General features: G+C 39.0%; 19 protein-coding genes. 18 read left to right on the top strand and 1 reads right to left on the bottom strand.

Translation table 11 applies throughout. The features are described 5' to 3' along the window. The first annotated feature begins 20 nt into the window (after positions 1-20). A complete protein-coding gene (locus tag ACW0TQ_RS05450) occupies positions 21-452 on the top strand; it encodes a peptidylprolyl isomerase (RefSeq protein WP_042534229.1) in 432 nt (143 codons plus the stop codon). 151 nt (positions 453-603) lie between these two features. After that, positions 604-972 carry a GNAT family N-acetyltransferase gene (locus ACW0TQ_RS05445; protein ID WP_042534228.1) on the top strand — a complete coding sequence of 123 codons (369 nt, stop codon included), beginning with the start codon at positions 604-606 and terminating at the stop codon, positions 970-972. Positions 973-1,020: 48 nt separating this feature from the next. Here the strand turns inward: ACW0TQ_RS05445 and ACW0TQ_RS05440 are convergent, their stop codons facing one another. Further along, on the bottom strand, positions 1,021-1,113 hold the full coding sequence (locus tag ACW0TQ_RS05440) for a YjcZ family sporulation protein (RefSeq protein ID WP_040981479.1): 93 nt from the start codon (positions 1,111-1,113) through the stop codon (positions 1,021-1,023). Positions 1,114-1,280: 167 nt separating this feature from the next. Here ACW0TQ_RS05440 and ACW0TQ_RS05435 point away from each other — a divergent pair, with 167 nt between their 5' ends. The 16 genes from ACW0TQ_RS05435 (at position 1,281) to ACW0TQ_RS05360 (ending at position 17,124) form a co-directional block, all read left to right on the top strand. After that, entirely contained in the window at positions 1,281-2,036 is a 756-nt protein-coding gene (locus ACW0TQ_RS05435; RefSeq protein WP_226894687.1) for a segregation/condensation protein A, read from the top strand. Further along, positions 2,027-2,602 carry an SMC-Scp complex subunit ScpB gene (gene scpB, locus ACW0TQ_RS05430; protein ID WP_455725405.1) on the top strand — a complete coding sequence of 192 codons (576 nt, stop codon included), beginning with the start codon at positions 2,027-2,029 and terminating at the stop codon, positions 2,600-2,602. Before ACW0TQ_RS05435 ends, scpB begins: the two co-directional genes overlap by 10 nt. Before the next feature lie 170 nt (positions 2,603-2,772). Continuing rightward, a complete protein-coding gene (locus ACW0TQ_RS05425; RefSeq protein ID WP_212928176.1) occupies positions 2,773-3,798 on the top strand; it encodes a D-alanyl-D-alanine carboxypeptidase family protein in 1,026 nt (341 codons plus the stop codon). After that, entirely contained in the window at positions 3,791-4,381 is a 591-nt protein-coding gene (locus tag ACW0TQ_RS05420) for a nucleoside recognition domain-containing protein (RefSeq protein WP_042534221.1), read from the top strand. Before ACW0TQ_RS05425 ends, ACW0TQ_RS05420 begins: the two co-directional genes overlap by 8 nt. Further along, on the top strand, positions 4,381-4,911 hold the full coding sequence (locus tag ACW0TQ_RS05415) for a spore maturation protein (RefSeq protein WP_042534219.1): 531 nt from the start codon (positions 4,381-4,383) through the stop codon (positions 4,909-4,911). The genes ACW0TQ_RS05420 and ACW0TQ_RS05415 overlap by 1 nt, the downstream gene beginning before the upstream one ends. 254 nt (positions 4,912-5,165) lie before the next feature. After that, the gene (locus ACW0TQ_RS05410; protein ID WP_042534217.1) at positions 5,166-5,900 is read left to right on the top strand and encodes a pseudouridine synthase; all 735 of its coding nucleotides are present in this window, start codon (positions 5,166-5,168) and stop codon (positions 5,898-5,900) included. Positions 5,901-5,966: 66 nt separating this feature from the next. Then, positions 5,967-6,545, top strand: coding sequence for a thiol-disulfide oxidoreductase ResA (resA, locus tag ACW0TQ_RS05405; protein ID WP_042534215.1), 579 nt, complete (start codon positions 5,967-5,969; stop codon positions 6,543-6,545). Positions 6,546-6,570: 25 nt separating this feature from the next. After that, a complete protein-coding gene (gene resB / locus ACW0TQ_RS05400; protein WP_042534213.1) occupies positions 6,571-8,214 on the top strand; it encodes a cytochrome c biogenesis protein ResB in 1,644 nt (547 codons plus the stop codon). A 36-nt stretch (positions 8,215-8,250) separates the two neighbouring features. Then, the gene (gene ccsB, locus ACW0TQ_RS05395) at positions 8,251-9,441 is read left to right on the top strand and encodes a c-type cytochrome biogenesis protein CcsB (protein WP_042534211.1); all 1,191 of its coding nucleotides are present in this window, start codon (positions 8,251-8,253) and stop codon (positions 9,439-9,441) included. Between the two features lie 196 nt (positions 9,442-9,637). Next, entirely contained in the window at positions 9,638-10,354 is a 717-nt protein-coding gene (locus ACW0TQ_RS05390; protein WP_042534207.1) for a response regulator transcription factor, read from the top strand. Continuing rightward, the gene (locus tag ACW0TQ_RS05385; RefSeq protein ID WP_042534205.1) at positions 10,354-12,108 is read left to right on the top strand and encodes an ATP-binding protein; all 1,755 of its coding nucleotides are present in this window, start codon (positions 10,354-10,356) and stop codon (positions 12,106-12,108) included. Before ACW0TQ_RS05390 ends, ACW0TQ_RS05385 begins: the two co-directional genes overlap by 1 nt. Positions 12,109-12,313: 205 nt before the next feature. Beyond that, a complete protein-coding gene (locus ACW0TQ_RS05380) occupies positions 12,314-12,751 on the top strand; it encodes a DUF4430 domain-containing protein (protein ID WP_042534203.1) in 438 nt (145 codons plus the stop codon). Between the two features lie 3 nt (positions 12,752-12,754). Then, on the top strand, positions 12,755-13,264 hold the full coding sequence (locus ACW0TQ_RS05375) for an ECF transporter S component (protein WP_256704723.1): 510 nt from the start codon (positions 12,755-12,757) through the stop codon (positions 13,262-13,264). 505 nt (positions 13,265-13,769) lie between these two features. Continuing rightward, a complete protein-coding gene (locus ACW0TQ_RS05370) occupies positions 13,770-14,504 on the top strand; it encodes a YkgJ family cysteine cluster protein (RefSeq protein ID WP_042534197.1) in 735 nt (244 codons plus the stop codon). A gap of 40 nt (positions 14,505-14,544) precedes the next feature. Beyond that, positions 14,545-15,582: a YpbB family protein gene (locus ACW0TQ_RS05365; protein WP_042536277.1), complete on the top strand. Its 1,038-nt coding sequence runs from the start codon at positions 14,545-14,547 to the stop codon at positions 15,580-15,582. Between the two features lie 3 nt (positions 15,583-15,585). Further along, on the top strand, positions 15,586-17,124 hold the full coding sequence (locus ACW0TQ_RS05360; RefSeq protein ID WP_042534196.1) for a RecQ family ATP-dependent DNA helicase: 1,539 nt from the start codon (positions 15,586-15,588) through the stop codon (positions 17,122-17,124).

Raw genomic sequence — 17,124 nt, 5'->3', positions numbered from 1 at the left:
TTAGAAGGAGATTTGCTGAAATGAAAAAAGGTTATATCGAAATGGAAAATGGAAATAAAATTGAATTTGAATTGTATCCAAATGAAGCGCCGGGAACTGTAGCTAACTTTGAAAAATTAGCGAATGAAAAATTTTATGATGGATTGACTTTTCATCGCGTAATCCCCGGTTTTGTCAGCCAGGGCGGCTGTCCAGTCGGTAATGGTACAGGTTCTGCGGGATATACAATCAAATGTGAAACAGAAGGGAATCCGCATAAACACGAGGAAGGCTCTTTATCTATGGCGCATGCCGGAAAAGATACAGGAAGCTCTCAATTTTTCATTGTTCATGAGCCGCAGCCGCATTTAAATGGCGTTCACACAGTTTTTGGAAAAGTGACCTCCGGTGTTGAGCTAGCAAAAGCAATGTCTAACGGAGATGTAATGAAAGAGATTCGTGTCGAAGGATAACATTATATTTCTCGCTTCATCGTTATCGTTGTTTTTACTTAAATTTTAAAATGGTGCTTTTCATTATATTGGAAATGCGTTATACTTTCAGAGTAAATACTGATTAAAATTTAAAAGGATTACCATACAAGAAATTTAATGAGGGGTAATTATGTTAATTCGCTTTAAAAGAAACTTAGAAAAAATTGCTATGGGCTTATTATCATTTATGCCTGAGGAAAAAGATGTAAAAAAATTGCAAGAAACGATTCGTGAATATGAAGAAAATGAAGATTTGCATTTACATTTGTGGAAAGAAGGCGATGATGTCCTCGGAGCAATCGGCGTACAAATCGTGGATGACAATCAATTGGTTATTAACCACCTTACCGTGAATCCATCTCATCGGGATCATGGAATCGGTTCACGAATGATTGCTGAGATTCATCGTATTTATTCAAATAAATACGAGATTGTGCCCTCTGAAAGTGTAAAAGCCTTTTACGAGAAAGCAAAGGATGATGATAAAAGCCAACCCTGATACGGGTTGGCTTTTCATTCGTTGCAAAGTCTATTTATTTCAAGTATTTTAGTACCAAGCTGCTCCTACAATTACTAATAAAATAAATAGTACAACGATTAAAGCAAATCCACCTGCGTAACCACCAGAATAACCACTCATTTTATTTCCTCCTTTTTAGTTCAATCCATAAATGTTTTGTGCTAACATTTATATTACGTTATAACTTATGTAAGCTGAGCAAATAGTGTATGGGCTTTTGCAATTAAATTATTACTTTTTAAAGTAAATGATGCATTGTTTTGGTCAGCTTGAGAGGAATTACAGCGATGATTCAAGGATATGAAGTTAAATTAGAAAAATTTGAAGGACCATTAGATTTATTGCTTCATTTAATAAATCACTATGAAATCGATATTTATGACATTCCGGTTGCTCAGATTACACAACAGTATATGGATTATATTCATACGATGCAGCATTTGGAATTAAATATTGCCAGCGAATATCTGGTAATGGCTTCTACCTTGCTGGCGATCAAAAGCCAGATGCTTCTTCCCAAGCAGGAATTCGAAGAGGAAGAGATGGATGAAGCATATATGGAGGATCCCCGTGAAGAACTGATGCAGCGTTTAATTGAATATCGAAAATATAAAGAAGCTGCGGAAGCATTAAAAGAAAAAGAGGCGAAAGAGCAGCAGGTCTATACGCGCTCGCCAGTTGTTTTTGATTTTAAAGATGTTCTGCCTGAAAATGTGAATGCAGGGAATGCTTCTGTTTTTGATATGATTGGCGCTTTGAAAAAAATGATGCAGCGAAATCAATGGAAAGAGCCGCAAGATACCGTTATCGAACGAACGGAAATACCGATAGAAAAACGGATGGATGAAGTACTGCAGCAGGTTAAAAGCAGTAAAAATGGCATTACATTCTATGCTTTATTTCCTGTTCCTACGAAATCATATATCGTATCCACTTTTGTAGCTGTTTTGGAATTAATGAAAAAAAGAGAAGTATATGCAATGCAAGAAAATCATTTTGAAGAATTATATGTTTATAGCATGGAGGAGTCATCGTGGAATTAGATTATTTAAAAGGGGTTGCGGAAGGCCTGTTATTTGCCGGCGGTGATGAAGGAATAACCGTGAGCGAGCTGAGCAATGTCCTTGATGTTTCCTTAGATGAGGTTCGTCAAATTGTAGATGAGCTTCAAACAGATTATAAAGAACAGAATCGGGGGCTGATGATTCTCAATGCTAATGGGATGCTCAGCTTAACAACCAAACCGGTTCACAGTGAATATTTTAAGAAATGGGTTATTCAGCCCAAGCCAAGCAGGATGTCTCAGGCTGCGTTAGAAACATTGGCAATCATTGCTTATCAGCAGCCGATCACACGGACAGAAATCGATGAGATACGGGGTGTCCGCAGTGAAAGACCTTTGCAAACCTTAGTATCCCGGATGTTAGTAGAGGAATGTGGAAGAAAAGAAACAGTCGGCCGCCCGACTCTTTTTAGAACAACAAAGGAATTTCTCACCTTTTTTGGTTTGTCTACGCTTAAAGAGTTACCGGAATTAGAAACCTCCTTAGACTCTGAAGCGGATGCATCCGATGTTGATTTATTTTTCGACCAGTTTCCGAACGAGTAAATAACAAGACCTTACAGATAAGTGATTCCCGCTTATCTGTAAGGTTTTTTCGTCCCCAATATACATAATAGCTTGTTCCTCACATATAAATAAACAAGAAGCATGTTATGACTGGCTGGCAGACAAGGAGTTAGAAATAATGCAGTGTTTAATGAGGAGGAGCCAAGCTGATGCGTTTGTTTATATGGATAATTGTCATTATCATTAGTTTTTTATCATTCCCAATTCATGGACATGCTGCGGTAAATGTATCCGCACAGCATGCTATTTTAATTGAACAGTCCTCAGGCAGAGTTTTATTTGAAAAAAATGCAGAGGAACCAGCTTCAATAGCAAGCATTACTAAAATAATGACTGCAATTATTGCTGTGGAGTCTGGAAAAATGAATGAACAGGCGACGGTTTCCAGAAATGCCATTTATACAGAAGGCTCATCAATTTATCTAGAGCAGGGCGAAAAGATGAAGCTGACAGATTTAGTGTATGGACTGATGCTCCGTTCAGGTAATGACGCTGCTGTAGCAATTGCGGAGCATGTTGGCGGAAGTGAAGAAGGATTCGTCTATTTAATGAATGAAAAGGCTAAATGGCTGGGGATGGAGAATACACACTTTGATAATCCACATGGGTTAGATTCTGATACACATTATTCAAGCGCTCATGATATGGCGATTCTCATGCAATATGCAATGGAAAATCCAATTTTTCAAGAGATAAGCGGGGAAACCAGTTATTTATCGGAGAACAGGACGTACCACTGGCAAAATAAAAACAAGCTGCTGACCTATTTTTATGAATATTGTACTGGAGGGAAAACAGGGTACACCAAGCAGACAGGCCGGACGCTTATTACCACTGCGGAGAAGGATGGAATGGAGTTAATTGCAGTAACACTGGATGCTCCAAACGACTGGCAGGATCATATTTCGATGTTTGAATGGGGATTTGACCAGTTTGAAATGAAAGAAATCGATATGAACGGGGAAACGATAACAAATAGGGAGACAACAAAAGATACTGTCCAGGTACCGCTTTATAAAAATAGGCATGATGACTGGGCAAAGGATGTTTATCTCGAACAAAACCGGCCGGCGCTTCAGACAAGTAATGCGCATCACGTGCATCATGAGGAAGATTTGTTGAGTGAGGTAATGCATGTATTTCATTCGATAATAAGGTGGGATGCAAATGATTAATTGGATTTGGATCTGCATGGCTGCCATTGGAATTATTTATGCAATGTTTTCAGGCAATATGGAAGCGGTGAATGAAGCTATTTTTGAAAGTGCCGCACAGGCGGTTACGTTGGCTATAGGATTGATTAGTATCCTGGTATTTTGGCTGGGCATGATGCGCATTGCGGAAGAAGCGGGTATTTTACGGGGACTTGCCAAAATTTTTCGTCCGCTTATTTCGAAAATATTCCCGGAAATACCTAAGGATCATCCGGCGTTGGGCTATATTTTATCTAATTTAACTGCAAATATGTTTGGGCTGGGCAACGCTGCTACCCCTTTAGGAATTAAAGCAATGGAGGAAATGAAAAAACTAAATAAGCATTCAGAAACAGCATCTCGTTCAATGATAACTTTCCTTATTTTAAACACCACCGGACTGACACTAATCCCCACAACGGTTATCGGTATCAGGATGCAATACGAATCTGCTTCTCCTACTGAAATTGTCGGAGTGACGTTATTGGTTACCTGTATTGGTACCATTGCCGGACTGATTATTGATCGGTTTTTTTATTATAAGAGTACGTGGAGGAAATCATGATGGGGTTTATCAGTGTAATTAGTATTTGGATGATTCCTTGTTTTATTTTGTTCATTATGATCGCGGCAAGCATGAAGAGATTACCGGCATATGATTTGTTTGTGGAAGGAGGAAAGGAAGGCGTAAAAACAGCTGTTTCTTTACTCCCTTTTTTAGTAGGAATGATTACTGCTATTTCGATATTGCGCAGCTCCGGGGCGTTAGATGCGTTTGTAGATATATTATCTCCTCTGCTAGCCTTTATTGGTTTTCCAGCAGAAGTTTTACCCCTTGCACTCATCCGCCCAATCTCCGGAACTGCAGCGTTAGGGATGACAACTGAAATCATTGCCACCTACGGGCCGGATTCTTTTATCGGGACAATTGCTTCGGTTATGCAGGGAAGCACGGATACTACCTTATATGTACTTACCATCTATTTCGGTGCAATCGGTATTAAAAAAATTCGTTATGCACTGCAGGCAGGATTATTAGCTGATTTAATTGCTATACTTGCAGCTGTATTTCTTGTTACAATGATGTTTGGGTAAATAATCAGCTGAAGTGGAAATACCTTTTCCCTAAAATTATACTTTCCCAACAGATAAAATAAGGCTATGATGAAGATATGTGAAAAAATATCTTTATCATAGGCTTTCTTATTTTTGTGAAAACAGCAGATTATTAGGTATAACAAGTGAAAATAGTATAATATAAGAAAGCGATACATGGATTGGAGCTCGGATATCAGTTACAGTATGTTATCCATTTTGGGGAAAATAAAAGAAAAAGATAGGAGATTTATATGTCAAAGCATGAAGAAAGATTACAAAAGGTTATTGCTCAAAGCGGAGTGACATCCAGAAGAAAGGCTGAGCAATTGATTCTTGATGGAAAAGTAAAAGTAAATGATCAAATCGTTACAGAGATGGGGGTAAAGGTAACCTCCCAGGATAAAGTAGAGGTAGATGGGGTTCCGCTAGAAAAAGAGGAATTTGTATATTATTTGCTGTATAAGCCTAGAGGGGTCATCTCCAGCGTGAAAGATGATAAAAATAGAAAAGTAGTTACCGATTTTCTTCCGGAAGTCGAAGAACGCATTTTTCCGGTTGGCCGGCTGGACTATGATACATCAGGAATATTACTGTTAACGAATGATGGGGAATTCGCTAATCAGCTGATGCACCCAAGTAAAGAGATTAATAAAGTGTATGTAGCAAAAATCAAAGGTATTCCTCATAAAAAGGAATTGTTAAAATTACGGAAGGGTGTTGTATCTGATGGAGAGAAATTAAAAGCCGTCGATGTTCATATGCTTTCCAATGACAAAGAAAAGAAAACTTCCATTATTGAATTGACGCTGCATGAGGGCAAAAACAGACAGGTGCGAAGAATGCTGGAAGCGATTGACTTTCCAGTAATGAAACTGAAGCGTGAGCAATATAGCTTTTTGACACTGCACGGATTAAATGCCGGTGAATATAGAGCACTCACGCCGAAAGAAGTCAATCAGCTTCGGAATATGTCCACAAAATTGTAAGATAATATTCAAATTTAAACGCTTTAGTCAATGTTATAATGAGTTGGGAAAGGGGGACGGAAAACTATGAGCAGGGAAGAAAGAGATATTCAAAAACAAAAAAAGAAACGAAATCGCTTCATTTTTCGTTCTTCTATATTAGTTGTGTTGGTTGGCGCAGTCATATTTGCACTATTTTCAAATTCAAAGGACGAGGATGAGATATACCGTGCAGGCGACGCTGCTCCTGATTTTCAATTGACTCAAGTAAATGACGCAGTTGATGAAGATGTTACACAGCTCAGCGATTTCGAAGGCAAAGGGGTTATGCTAAACTTTTGGGCAACATGGTGCGGACCGTGTAAAGACGAAATGCCGTATATGCAGGAATTATATCCGAAATACAAGGAAAAAGGCGTTGAAATTGTAGCAGTCAGTCTAGATGGAACCGAATTAGTTATTGATAATTTTATTGAAGATTATGGGTTGACTTTCGCTATTCCGCATGATACAAATTCGGATGTCAGAGACTTGTATCGAATCAGGCCGATGCCGACAACCTTCTTCATTAATCCAGATGGTACGATAAATGAGGTTGTCCAAGGAGCTTTGACATTAGAAAGATTAGAGGGGCATTTAGACGCAATCACACCGGATGCATCATGATAATCCATGAGAATGGGGGCAGACAATGAATAAAATAAAATGTGAATGCGGCCACATGAATCCTGAAGGTACCGTATTATGTGAAGCGTGCGGAAAACCGGTAGAGGGAAATCAGCATATCGACGGAAATGATGATAAAAAACTGTTGAATATGCGATATGATGGCAGTGCCCGCCGTTCACAAACATATCAGAAATCAATCATTGATAAGATTTGGAGTTTTTTCTCTTCTGTAAAAGTAGGGGTATGGCTGATTGTTTTAGCGTTAATTGCCTCGATTATGGGTACGATTTATCCGCAGGAACAATTTATCCCGCAGGATGCTGTATCAAGAGACCCTGCCATTTTTTATGAAGAAACGTATGGTATTTTAGGGTTGATGTATTATCAGTTAGGATTCCATCATATGTACAGTTCTTGGTGGTTTATCACTTTAATCGCGTTAATAGGTATTTCGCTGGTCATAGCCAGCTTAGACCGTTTTGTTCCGCTATACCGGGCATTAAAACATCAGAAGCCTAAAAAACACAAGAAGTTTTTATCCAGACAGCGATTATACAGTGAATCAGCTAATGCAGCTGATGCGGATGTAGACAAGCTGGTAAAGAGTTTAAAGAATTCCAGATATAAAATAACAGAAAAAGATGGCCATATATTAGCTGAGAAAGGCCGGTTTTCAAGATGGGGTCCTTACGTAAATCATATTGGTTTAATTATTGTATTAATTGCAGCTATTTTGCGTACGACACCTATCATGTTCTCTGAAGATTATATGTGGCTTCGTGAAGGGGAGCAGAGAGTTATTCCCGGCACAGATAACCAGTATTACATAGAGAATAAAGACTTTATTGTGGAAACACACAATGGAGAAGGAGAAGACGGTTTTCAAGAGGGATCTGTTGATGATGAAATTGCAACGAATTTCCAGACCGATGTTGTTATTTATGAAGCAACGAATGCGGATATCGTTGGTGCTGAACCGGAGCTGGAGCCAATTCTTGATTACTCAATCCAAATGAATAATCCGGCAAAATTTGATGGATACACCTTATATCAACAAGGTTATCAGTTAAATGAATTTGAAAATATGACTTTTTATATTCATGAAGAAGATGATGAAACGCAAGAATCTCTAGGCTCTTTCACGATTGACTTAACTAATCCAGACCGGGTGTATGAATTAGACAGCGGTTTCCAGGTAGAGTTAACGAATTATTATCCAGATTATATTATGACGGAAGAAGGAACACCGGCTTCAGAAACAGACTATCCCAGAAATCCGGCATTTGTAGTGACTGTCTATCCTCCTGATTCAGAAGAAGGAGAGGTCAGCTTTCTTGGAATTGGCATGAATGTAGATGCTACAGGAGAGAACCAATACAAAGTAGCAATTGACGGTGTGGAATTCAGGGATGTCAGCGGTATTACAGTTAGTTCCGATCGGACGCTTCCTTTCTTTTTAATTGGTGCTATGATCTTTATGATTGGGGTTATTCAGGGAATGTACTGGCAGCACCGGCGTATTTGGATTAATAAACAAAAGGACAATACACTGCTTCTCGCAGCTCATACAAACAAAAACTGGTTCGGACTCAAACGTGATATTGAAAAAGCAGTAGAAGGTACGAATGTCACTATGGTGAAAGACCAGCAGGAGTTAGATGAGTAAAAATGAAATGGTTGAGAAAGGATTGGAGGTAAATGAATGGGTATATACAGTGTTAGCAGTACCGCCCTGCTTATTGCTTTTCTTTTATATTTGGTTGCCACCTTCTTTTTTGGAGGAGCAATTCGTCAAAATAAAAACGAGCGTCATCAGAAAACAAAAGCAGGGACTATCGGTTTAGTTATTACAATAATTGGTTTCGCTTCGCAGCTCGTATACTTTATAGCAAGATGGGTGATGACTGGTCATGCGCCGGTGAGTAACCTTTTTGAGTTTACAACCTTTTTAGGGATGTCGATGATTTTAGCATTTATTATTATTTACATCTACTATAAAACAGCGTTTTTAGGGGTATTTGCTTTACCTTTGGCTACGATTATTATTGCATATGCAAGTATGTTCTCGTCAGATGTGGCGCCATTGGTAGCGTCTTTACAAAGTTATTGGCTCCCAATTCATGTTTCGACAGTATCTTTGGCACAGGGCATTTTATTTATCAGCTTTGTTGCCGGATTAATGTATTTAATTCGGCAGATTGACCAAACCAGAGCAACACTGCGTAATACCATGCTGGAACTAGTTATTTATGGTATCTTTTTATTTGTTGGATTTATTGTCATGACAAGCATATTTAATGCTGTTTCGTATCAAGCAACCTTTGAAGTGGAAGGGAACGGACAGCAAACCGTTGCGGAATATCATCTTCCGCCTATTGCAGCCCCTCAGGACAGCACGTTATTATCGGAAAATGTTATGAGTCCGTGGTTTGAAGTGCCTGGCTGGATGCATGGTGATGATGCAGGCAGAAAATTTAATACGGTGATTTGGTCATTCTTTGGAGGAAGTATTATTTATGGAATTGCCTTTTTAATTTCCCGCAAACGAATCGGGAAAAGACTGCAGCCTCTTCTGAAAGGGGTCAAACCGGATATGCTGGATGAAATTATGTATCGTTCAGTGGCAATCGGTTTCCCTGTCTTTACTTTAGGCGGTTTGATATTCGCGGCGATTTGGGCCCAGATTGCCTGGGGAAGGTTCTGGGGCTGGGATCCAAAAGAAGTATGGGCATTAATTACCTGGCTTTTTTATGCAGCATTCCTGCATTTGCGGCTATCCAGAGGCTGGCATGGGGAAAAATCAGGCTGGCTTGCGGTTGTTGGTTTTGCCATTATTATGTTCAATCTGATTGTCGTAAACCTGGTCCTTGCCAGTCTGCACTCTTACGCATAATGTAAGTTGCAGAAGAATGCAGGAAGGGTGTGCGATAGAAAAGAGAATTGTTATCACAGAGCTGGTAGCAATTCTTTTTTCTATGGACATAAATTTAATAGGCGTCATAACAGAGAGGAATGCTCTTAATTCCTTAACTTTTCAAACGGGTTCGTTTATAATGCTAATTAGAGTTGATATGAGGAGTGAAATATAAATGAGTGAAGCACAGAAATTATTAGTGGTAGATGATGAAGAAAGAATTCGACGTTTAATAAAAATGTACTTAGAAAAAGAGGACTTTGAAATAGATGAAGCGGCAGATGGGAAGACTGCCTTGGAAATGGCTCTGCAAAATAATTACAGCGCTATTATTTTAGATATTATGATGCCGGAAATGGATGGCATCCAAGTATGTGAGGAGCTGAAAAAAGAAAAGGATACACCAGTTATTATGCTGACAGCTCGCGGAGAAGAATCGAATCGTGTGCAGGGATTTGAAGTAGGTGCAGATGATTATATTGTGAAGCCGTTCAGCCCGAGAGAAGCAGTATTACGGGTGAAAGCGATTCTGCGCAGAGTTTCTAACTTGAATTATCAGCAATCCGATACGACTGCCAAAAATCTATTAGTGTTTCCACACTTGACTATTGACCATGATGGACACCGGGTTACAGCAGATAATCAGGAAGTCAGCTTAACACCAAAGGAATATGAGCTGCTTTGTTTTCTGGCAAACTCTCCGGATAAAGTATTTAATCGGGAGCAATTATTAAAAGAAGTATGGCAATATGAGTTCTTCGGCGATCTTCGTACAGTCGATACACATGTGAAGCGTCTACGCGAAAAACTAAATTCTGTTTCTTCCGAAGCTGCGAAGATGATTGTGACAGTGTGGGGAATCGGCTATAAATTTGAGGTTGAACAAGACTGATGTTTTGGAAAAGCGTTGTCGGAAAATTATCATTAACGATTTTATTATTAGTATCCTTTGTGTTATGTGTATTGATGTTTTTTTTAATGCAGTTCTTTGAAAATTATCATATACAAGAAGCTGAAAATGATATGTCACAAATGTCTGAGAAAATTTCTTCGTTGGTAGATTCAGATTATGATACGGAATTTATTGAGGATGCAACAGAAATGCTGAGAGATCCTTCCAGCCGTGTTGTCATTTATTATGCTGATGAGGAACAGTGGATTTCGGGCACTGAGGATACGGATTTGGATTTTATTAATGAATCGTGGATAATAAACGATGCAGAAGCACAAAACTTGACCAGCCAGGTGGCATCACAGAGTTCACAAGGATTAGTCGTGGACGAAAATGAGGTTATTTCGGTAGGCTCTCCTCTAGAGGACGGCGGGGCAGTATTTGTATTTAAATCATTGGATATGATTAACGAAACAAGAGATCAGACAACCAAGCTGATTTTATTGAGCGGCGGAATTGCTATTCTCTTAACAACTTTTTTTGCCGTATTCTTATCATCCCGGGTTACAGCACCATTAATTAAAATGCGGGAGGCAGCTTATAATTTGACCCGCGGGGAGTTCAACACGAAAGTACCTGTGCTGACACGGGACGAGATCGGTGATCTAGCGATTGAATTTAACCGGATGGGAAGCCAGCTTAATTATCATATTCAAGCTTTGAGGCAGGAGAAAGAGCAATTATCAAGTATTGTAAGCTCCATGGCCGATGGTGTCTTTACATTGAACAGAGATGGTGAAATTGTTGTCATCAACCCGCCTGCGGAAGCGTATTTAGATAATTGGAATTATGAGCATAAACAGGGAGAACATAAAGAGAGACAGCTTCCGACAAAACTCAAGGATGCGCTTAATGAAGTGATAGCTGAAGAAAGAGCGGTTTTAAAGGAGTCTGTTCTACAAGGAAGGAACTATGTGATGCTCGTCACTCCTTTATATGATGAATCTCATGTCCGCGGCTGTGTTGCTGTTATCCGTGATATGACAGAAGAGCGCCGCCTTGATAAATTGCGCAAGGACTTTATCGCAAATGTGTCACATGAATTACGTACGCCTATTTCCATGCTTCAAGGGTATAGTGAAGCCATCGTTGATGATATTGCCGAAACAAAAGAAGACAAGAATGAGCTGGCTAAAATTATTTATGAGGAATCGCTCCGGATGGGCAGACTAGTTAATGAATTACTTGATTTAGCACGGATGGAAGCAGGGCAAATCCAGCTCCATGTTGATTCTGTTGCTGTTCAGGCCTTTGTAGAGCGTATTGTTCATAAATTTCAAGGTATCGCCCAGGATAACGAAGTGGAGCTCACCTTAACGTTAGATATGCATGAACAAATCGGGGAGATGGACGCGGATCGTATCGAACAAGTATTGACCAATTTAATTGATAATGCCATTCGTCATTCGGAAAAAGGCGGAAAGGTAGAAGTACATGCGCTTAGTAATTCCGATTTCCTTCATGTGGAGGTAGAAGACAACGGCAGCGGCATTCCGGAGGAGGATCTGCCATTTGTTTTTGAACGTTTTTATAAAGCGGATAAATCAAGAGTAAAGAAAGAGAAACAGGGAACTGGCCTGGGACTTTCTATTGCCAAAAATATTATTGAAGCCCATCAAGGGAAAATTCAAGTGAGAAGCAGACTGGATATTGGCACAACTTTTAGTTTTGAAATACCTATGAAACATTCCTAAAAAAGGAAAGATATGATAATATAACGGTATATTTAAATATCTATTGAGAGACGGGAAGGTCGCCTCAGTTGGCATGCCTTCTCTTTCTCCAGCTCTATATATTAAAATAAAGAAACGGCAGCGGACAGGGTACTGATATAGGTTCACAGCCGGTCAGACTTTCTTTACGAATAAGATGGAGCTGGCTATAGGGGGGAGATAAGAAATGAATAAGTGGCTGAAGTTTTTAAGTATTATGCTGTTATCCTTCGTTTTTCTTGCGGCATGTGGTAATGATGAGGGAGCTGAAGAAAATGAAAGCTCTAATACTTCGGTAAGCACCAATGAGTCAAGCGGAGAAGCTCAGGAACTTGCCGAAGATGAAGTACGTATAACGATAACGATTGATGAAGGAAACGAGAATGTATCAGAAGAGGTCGTACAAGTAGAAGAAGGAGATATTCTTTTGGATGTGATGAAGGATACTTTCTATGTAGAGGAAGACAGCGGCTTTATTACTTCTATTGAACGTGTATCAGATGATGCAGATGAAGGAAAATATTGGATGTATTTTGTAGATGGTGAAGCTGCAGAAGTCGGCGCTGGAGAATATGAATTGAATGGCGGCGAAGAAATTATCTTTGATTTACAATCGATGGAATAAGAAATGAACACATACAAGCTGACATTACTTGCACTCCTTGCAACACTGGCTGTTGTAGGCAGATATGCGTTTCAATTTATCCCTAATGTTCAGCCTGTTACCGCAATTATTATTTTAACAGGTATTTTCCTTGGACCAATGTCAGCTGTTATATTAGGAATATTAGTAGTATTTCTTTCTAATATGCTGCTTGGAATGGGAATCTGGACTGTCTGGCAAATTATTTCATGGTGTGTCATTGGCATAATCGCAGGTATCATGGGAATCACTTGGAAAAGAGTACCATTTATTTTTATAATTATTTTTTCTGTGGTCAGCGGTTATTTTTACGGATTTATTATTTCTTTAACCACGTATCATGTAACAGGATATTTTTGGCCATATTATTTGGCAGGACTTCCTTTTGACACAGCACATGCAATTGGTAATGCAGTGTTTATCACTCTTTTATATCCATTGCTTCATGCATTATTTCAAAGATATGCCAAAAATAGATTTCGAATAAAGGATTAACCGGTAAACGATCGAAAAACTGCTAAACGGCAGCCTTTTCGGTCGTTTTATTGTTTATTTCTTTTCCTGTACCAGACAGATAGAACAATAATAAAGAAAATACATGTCGCTAAGCTGGCTATTGCGAAGAAAATGGAAGTTTGAAGTAAATTAGTGAAGGAGTAGAAAAAGCCCATTGCTATTAAAGCAATGAAAACATACGCTTTTTTCTTATCCTTTCCAGACACGCATTTTATCGAAGTGCAGCTGACTGCAAGGCTCCAATATCAAGAAAGAATGTAAGTGAAACTATCTGGCTGGGGAAAACATGGAAAGCGTATTGTTTTCGCCAACGGTGGCATTAATCTGACAAACTTAGTTAAAGTAGTCTCATTCAGCAGAGGTGAAAATCCGCTTGAAAGAAATATCATTTATCATCCTGCATATATAAACATCCATCCATTCGTGATATACTTTTTTATGAAATCAAATGAATTTTTATGATATAAAAACAGGAGTCAAACAAATGTCTATATTTTTAACCTATGAAGAAATTCTGCTCAAATGCGAGGAGATAAATGCAAAATATGAAATAAACCAGGAACGATTTGATGAAATCGTCGATGGCATCCTGGTTAAAGAAGATGTGTCAGCGGATGATAAAATTGCTCAAGCATTCGCTCAGCTGCTTCAGGCGGTAAGTGAAGAAATCAGTGATATGGAATCGACAGCTGATCTTATGCCAACATGTCAGATGGGCTGTGCTTTTTGCTGCTACTTTCCAATTATTACAAATAAGATGGAAGCCATGCTGATCAAAGATGCTATTTCTAAAATGCCTGCAGATCGAAAGCATTTTATTGAAAATCATCTTAGCGATTATTATCAAGTTTATGAAGAAAAAGTAGAGCAGCTAAGTGGCATCGATATCATTTCTGATCCAGATGCAAAATACAAATACAAAAAAGAGCAGCTCCCATGCCCATTTTTGAACTTGAAAACGAATGCTTGTATGGTCTATGAAGTACGCCCGCTGCCGTGCCGAACCTATGTGAATTATACGAATCCCAAAGTCTGTGCGGATAATATCATGCCTAAGGAAACCATCAGTTATGAATTTCTGTATCAGGAATATATGGGTGCAATGAATGAATTATTACAATACCTTTATGAAAATGACAGGATAGAGAAAATGGATTATCCTGGAGATTTGTATCAAGAGGGTTTATTAATCAATTGGATGAAAGAGTCTGTATTATAACTTTTTTAGAGAATGCTTTTGTATGAATGGTGGTGTCAGGATGCTTTTTCAAGGGATTCTTATTGAATGTTTCCAAAAAATAAATCAAGAGCGTACAACCTCCAGTGTTTACAATCTTTTAATCGGGAAAAAAGCCATTCAGACTATACAGGATGCCAGATTTTATCATATTGCTGACTACTACGGCATTTATCCTGATTTAACGAAAACAGACTATTATCAACAGCTGCAACAATTACTGGAGAGGAATTATTTGCTGGCGGATGACGAGCAGAGGCTGCAAATAACAAAAAAAGGACAGGAGTGGCTTACAGCCAATAAAACAACGCTTGCTGGATTTTATGGTTCGACTTACAAAAACATGATTGAGTCCTTCAAGCAGCGGTTTCTGCTTTTCATTCAGACCTTTACAAACATTGCTAAGAACGAATATCGATTCATTCCTATTACAGATAATCACGAAATCGAACAATTTGTAAAAGGCTTTTATAAACAATATAAGCATCGTTCCATGGTATTGCTTCAGCAGCTGTATAAGGAATTAGAACATGCCTTATCGATGGTGTCTGATTTAGAAGCCTCGATGTTTGTTGACCGTCTGACGAGTTTTTCTTCCTATGGAAGCAGTTTGCAGCAGCTTTCCCAGGATTATCAGCAGTCTATTCCAGATTGTTATTTAACCTTGCAGAAGGTGTTTTATCATTTATTATACGTACAGGAGTATGGCGAAGAATATTCAATGCTTAAGCTTTTCGCTAAAGACTTGGGTACTGCGGATACACCTTTAAGCCAAACAGCACAATTTACACGCCGGTTATTGAAAAAACAGCATACTTTTGAGGAAATCATTCAAATTCGCCGGTTAAAAGCAAATACGATACAGGATCATTTTGTGGAGATTGCCATGCATGAAGAAGCGTTTCCTTTTTTTGATTACTTAGATTCAACGATTTACGAAGAAATTAAAGAAGTTGTACATAAAAAGCAAACCTATCGTTTAAAAGAAATTAAAAATAATGTTCATCCGGATATCAGCTACTTCCAAATTCGCTTGGCACTGGTCTTATATAATAAATAGGGGGTGAGAATCATTCACTTAGAAGAAGCATTACATCAACATTTTAATTATGATTTCTTTCGTCAGGGACAGAAAGAAATCATTTCTGATGTCCTGCGTGGAGAGGATGTCCTCGGCGTATTGCCCACCGGCTCTGGTAAATCTATCTGCTATCAGCTGCCTGCAAAGCTGTTAGATGGCATCACCCTTGTTGTATCACCGCTTATTTCTTTAATGGTCGACCAAGTAAAGGAATTAAAAGCGGCTTCCTTTAAAGAAGTAATTGCTTTAAACAGTTTTTTACCTTTTCAAGAACAGCAGAGAATATTAAAAAATTTAGATGCTTACCGGCTTATCTATGTTTCGCCGGAGTGGCTGCAAAAAAGTGCACATTTAAATTATTTGAAACAGCTGCCTGTTAAATTGTTTGTCGTCGATGAAGCGCATTGTATCTCACAATGGGGACACGAGTTTCGGCCAGATTATCAGCGGCTGCATGAAGCAATAGCAGCATTAAATCATCCGCGGGTATTAGCGCTGAGTGCTACAGCAACTCCAGACGTGCAAAGAGACATTATCCAGAGCCTGCATAAACCGGATATGAAAAAGCATATCTATCCAATGGATCGGAAAAATATTGCTTTTTGTGTAGAGGAAGCAGAAAATGATCAAGAAAAATTAGAGCGCATTACAGAAATTATTGCATCGTATGCTGTTCCCACATTAATCTATTTTACAAGCAGACAGGCTGCAGAGGAGGTTGCTTTGTCTCTGGCCGCCAAGCATCCGGAACGAAATATTGCCTATTATCACGGAGGAATGGAAGCAGCAGAGCGCCTGCGGGTCCAACAGCAATTTATGAGCAATCATATTGATATCATCTGCTGTACAAGCGCATTTGGAATGGGAATTAATAAACCGGATATACGGCTGGTCATCCACTACCATCTTCCACTTCAGATAGAGTCATATATTCAAGAGGTAGGCAGAGCTGGGAGAGATGGAAAATCCAGTGTCGGTATGATTCTTTATCAGAAAGGTGATTTTCGTCTGTCGGCGAACATGGTGAAAAATGAACTGCCGGCGATAGAGAATATAGACCATCTGGTTTCGACGATTGTTGCCCTTCAGCGTCAGCATATGGATTTACCGTCTCCAGAACAGCTGCATATGCTTTTGGATATCAACGAAGGAGCAGCACGTTTTATTCAAAGACAGCTCCAAAAGCATGGGCTCCTTCGCGATAATGAATGGTTGATAGATGAAGAGAAGTGGAAGCAAGTTAGAGTTAGTGTCATGAACTATCTGGAGAAAAGACAATTATATAAAAACAAGAAGCTCAATGAATTGTATCAATGGATCCAGACAAAGAATTGTTTGCGGAAAACACTTTACCATCCTTTTCAAAATGGATTTGAGAAGCCGTCTGATCAATGCTGCAGCAATTGCGGATTTGATTGGAGTAAGTGGATGCCTTCATCGTCTTTCAAAACTGCAGAAGCCTCTTATCCTGTGAACTGGCGTAAAAAACTTCAGCGAATTTTACATTTGGAAGAGGTATAA

It is taken from the genome of Oceanobacillus sp. M60 (assembly GCF_053839645.1).
The sequence above is the reverse complement of the archived record's forward strand: the minus strand, read 5'-3'. Positions and strand labels throughout refer to the sequence as shown.

Excerpts from the sequence above, each read along its gene's own strand:
- ACW0TQ_RS05450 (WP_042534229.1), top strand. The coding sequence starts at position 21 with ATGAAAAAAGGTTATATCGAAATGGAAAATGGAAATAAAATTGAATTT.
- ACW0TQ_RS05445 (WP_042534228.1), top strand. The coding sequence starts at position 604 with ATGTTAATTCGCTTTAAAAGAAACTTAGAAAAAATTGCTATGGGCTTA.
- ACW0TQ_RS05440 (WP_040981479.1), bottom strand. The coding sequence starts at position 1,113 with ATGAGTGGTTATTCTGGTGGTTACGCAGGTGGATTTGCTTTAATCGTT.
- ACW0TQ_RS05435 (WP_226894687.1), top strand. The coding sequence starts at position 1,281 with ATGATTCAAGGATATGAAGTTAAATTAGAAAAATTTGAAGGACCATTA.
- ACW0TQ_RS05425 (WP_212928176.1), top strand. The coding sequence starts at position 2,773 with ATGCGTTTGTTTATATGGATAATTGTCATTATCATTAGTTTTTTATCA.
- ACW0TQ_RS05420 (WP_042534221.1), top strand. The coding sequence starts at position 3,791 with ATGATTAATTGGATTTGGATCTGCATGGCTGCCATTGGAATTATTTAT.
- ACW0TQ_RS05415 (WP_042534219.1), top strand. The coding sequence starts at position 4,381 with ATGGGGTTTATCAGTGTAATTAGTATTTGGATGATTCCTTGTTTTATT.
- ACW0TQ_RS05410 (WP_042534217.1), top strand. The coding sequence starts at position 5,166 with ATGTCAAAGCATGAAGAAAGATTACAAAAGGTTATTGCTCAAAGCGGA.
- resA (WP_042534215.1), top strand. The coding sequence starts at position 5,967 with ATGAGCAGGGAAGAAAGAGATATTCAAAAACAAAAAAAGAAACGAAAT.
- resB (WP_042534213.1), top strand. The coding sequence starts at position 6,571 with ATGAATAAAATAAAATGTGAATGCGGCCACATGAATCCTGAAGGTACC.
- ccsB (WP_042534211.1), top strand. The coding sequence starts at position 8,251 with ATGGGTATATACAGTGTTAGCAGTACCGCCCTGCTTATTGCTTTTCTT.
- ACW0TQ_RS05390 (WP_042534207.1), top strand. The coding sequence starts at position 9,638 with ATGAGTGAAGCACAGAAATTATTAGTGGTAGATGATGAAGAAAGAATT.
- ACW0TQ_RS05385 (WP_042534205.1), top strand. The coding sequence starts at position 10,354 with ATGTTTTGGAAAAGCGTTGTCGGAAAATTATCATTAACGATTTTATTA.
- ACW0TQ_RS05380 (WP_042534203.1), top strand. The coding sequence starts at position 12,314 with ATGAATAAGTGGCTGAAGTTTTTAAGTATTATGCTGTTATCCTTCGTT.
- ACW0TQ_RS05375 (WP_256704723.1), top strand. The coding sequence starts at position 12,755 with ATGAACACATACAAGCTGACATTACTTGCACTCCTTGCAACACTGGCT.
- ACW0TQ_RS05370 (WP_042534197.1), top strand. The coding sequence starts at position 13,770 with ATGTCTATATTTTTAACCTATGAAGAAATTCTGCTCAAATGCGAGGAG.
- ACW0TQ_RS05365 (WP_042536277.1), top strand. The coding sequence starts at position 14,545 with ATGCTTTTTCAAGGGATTCTTATTGAATGTTTCCAAAAAATAAATCAA.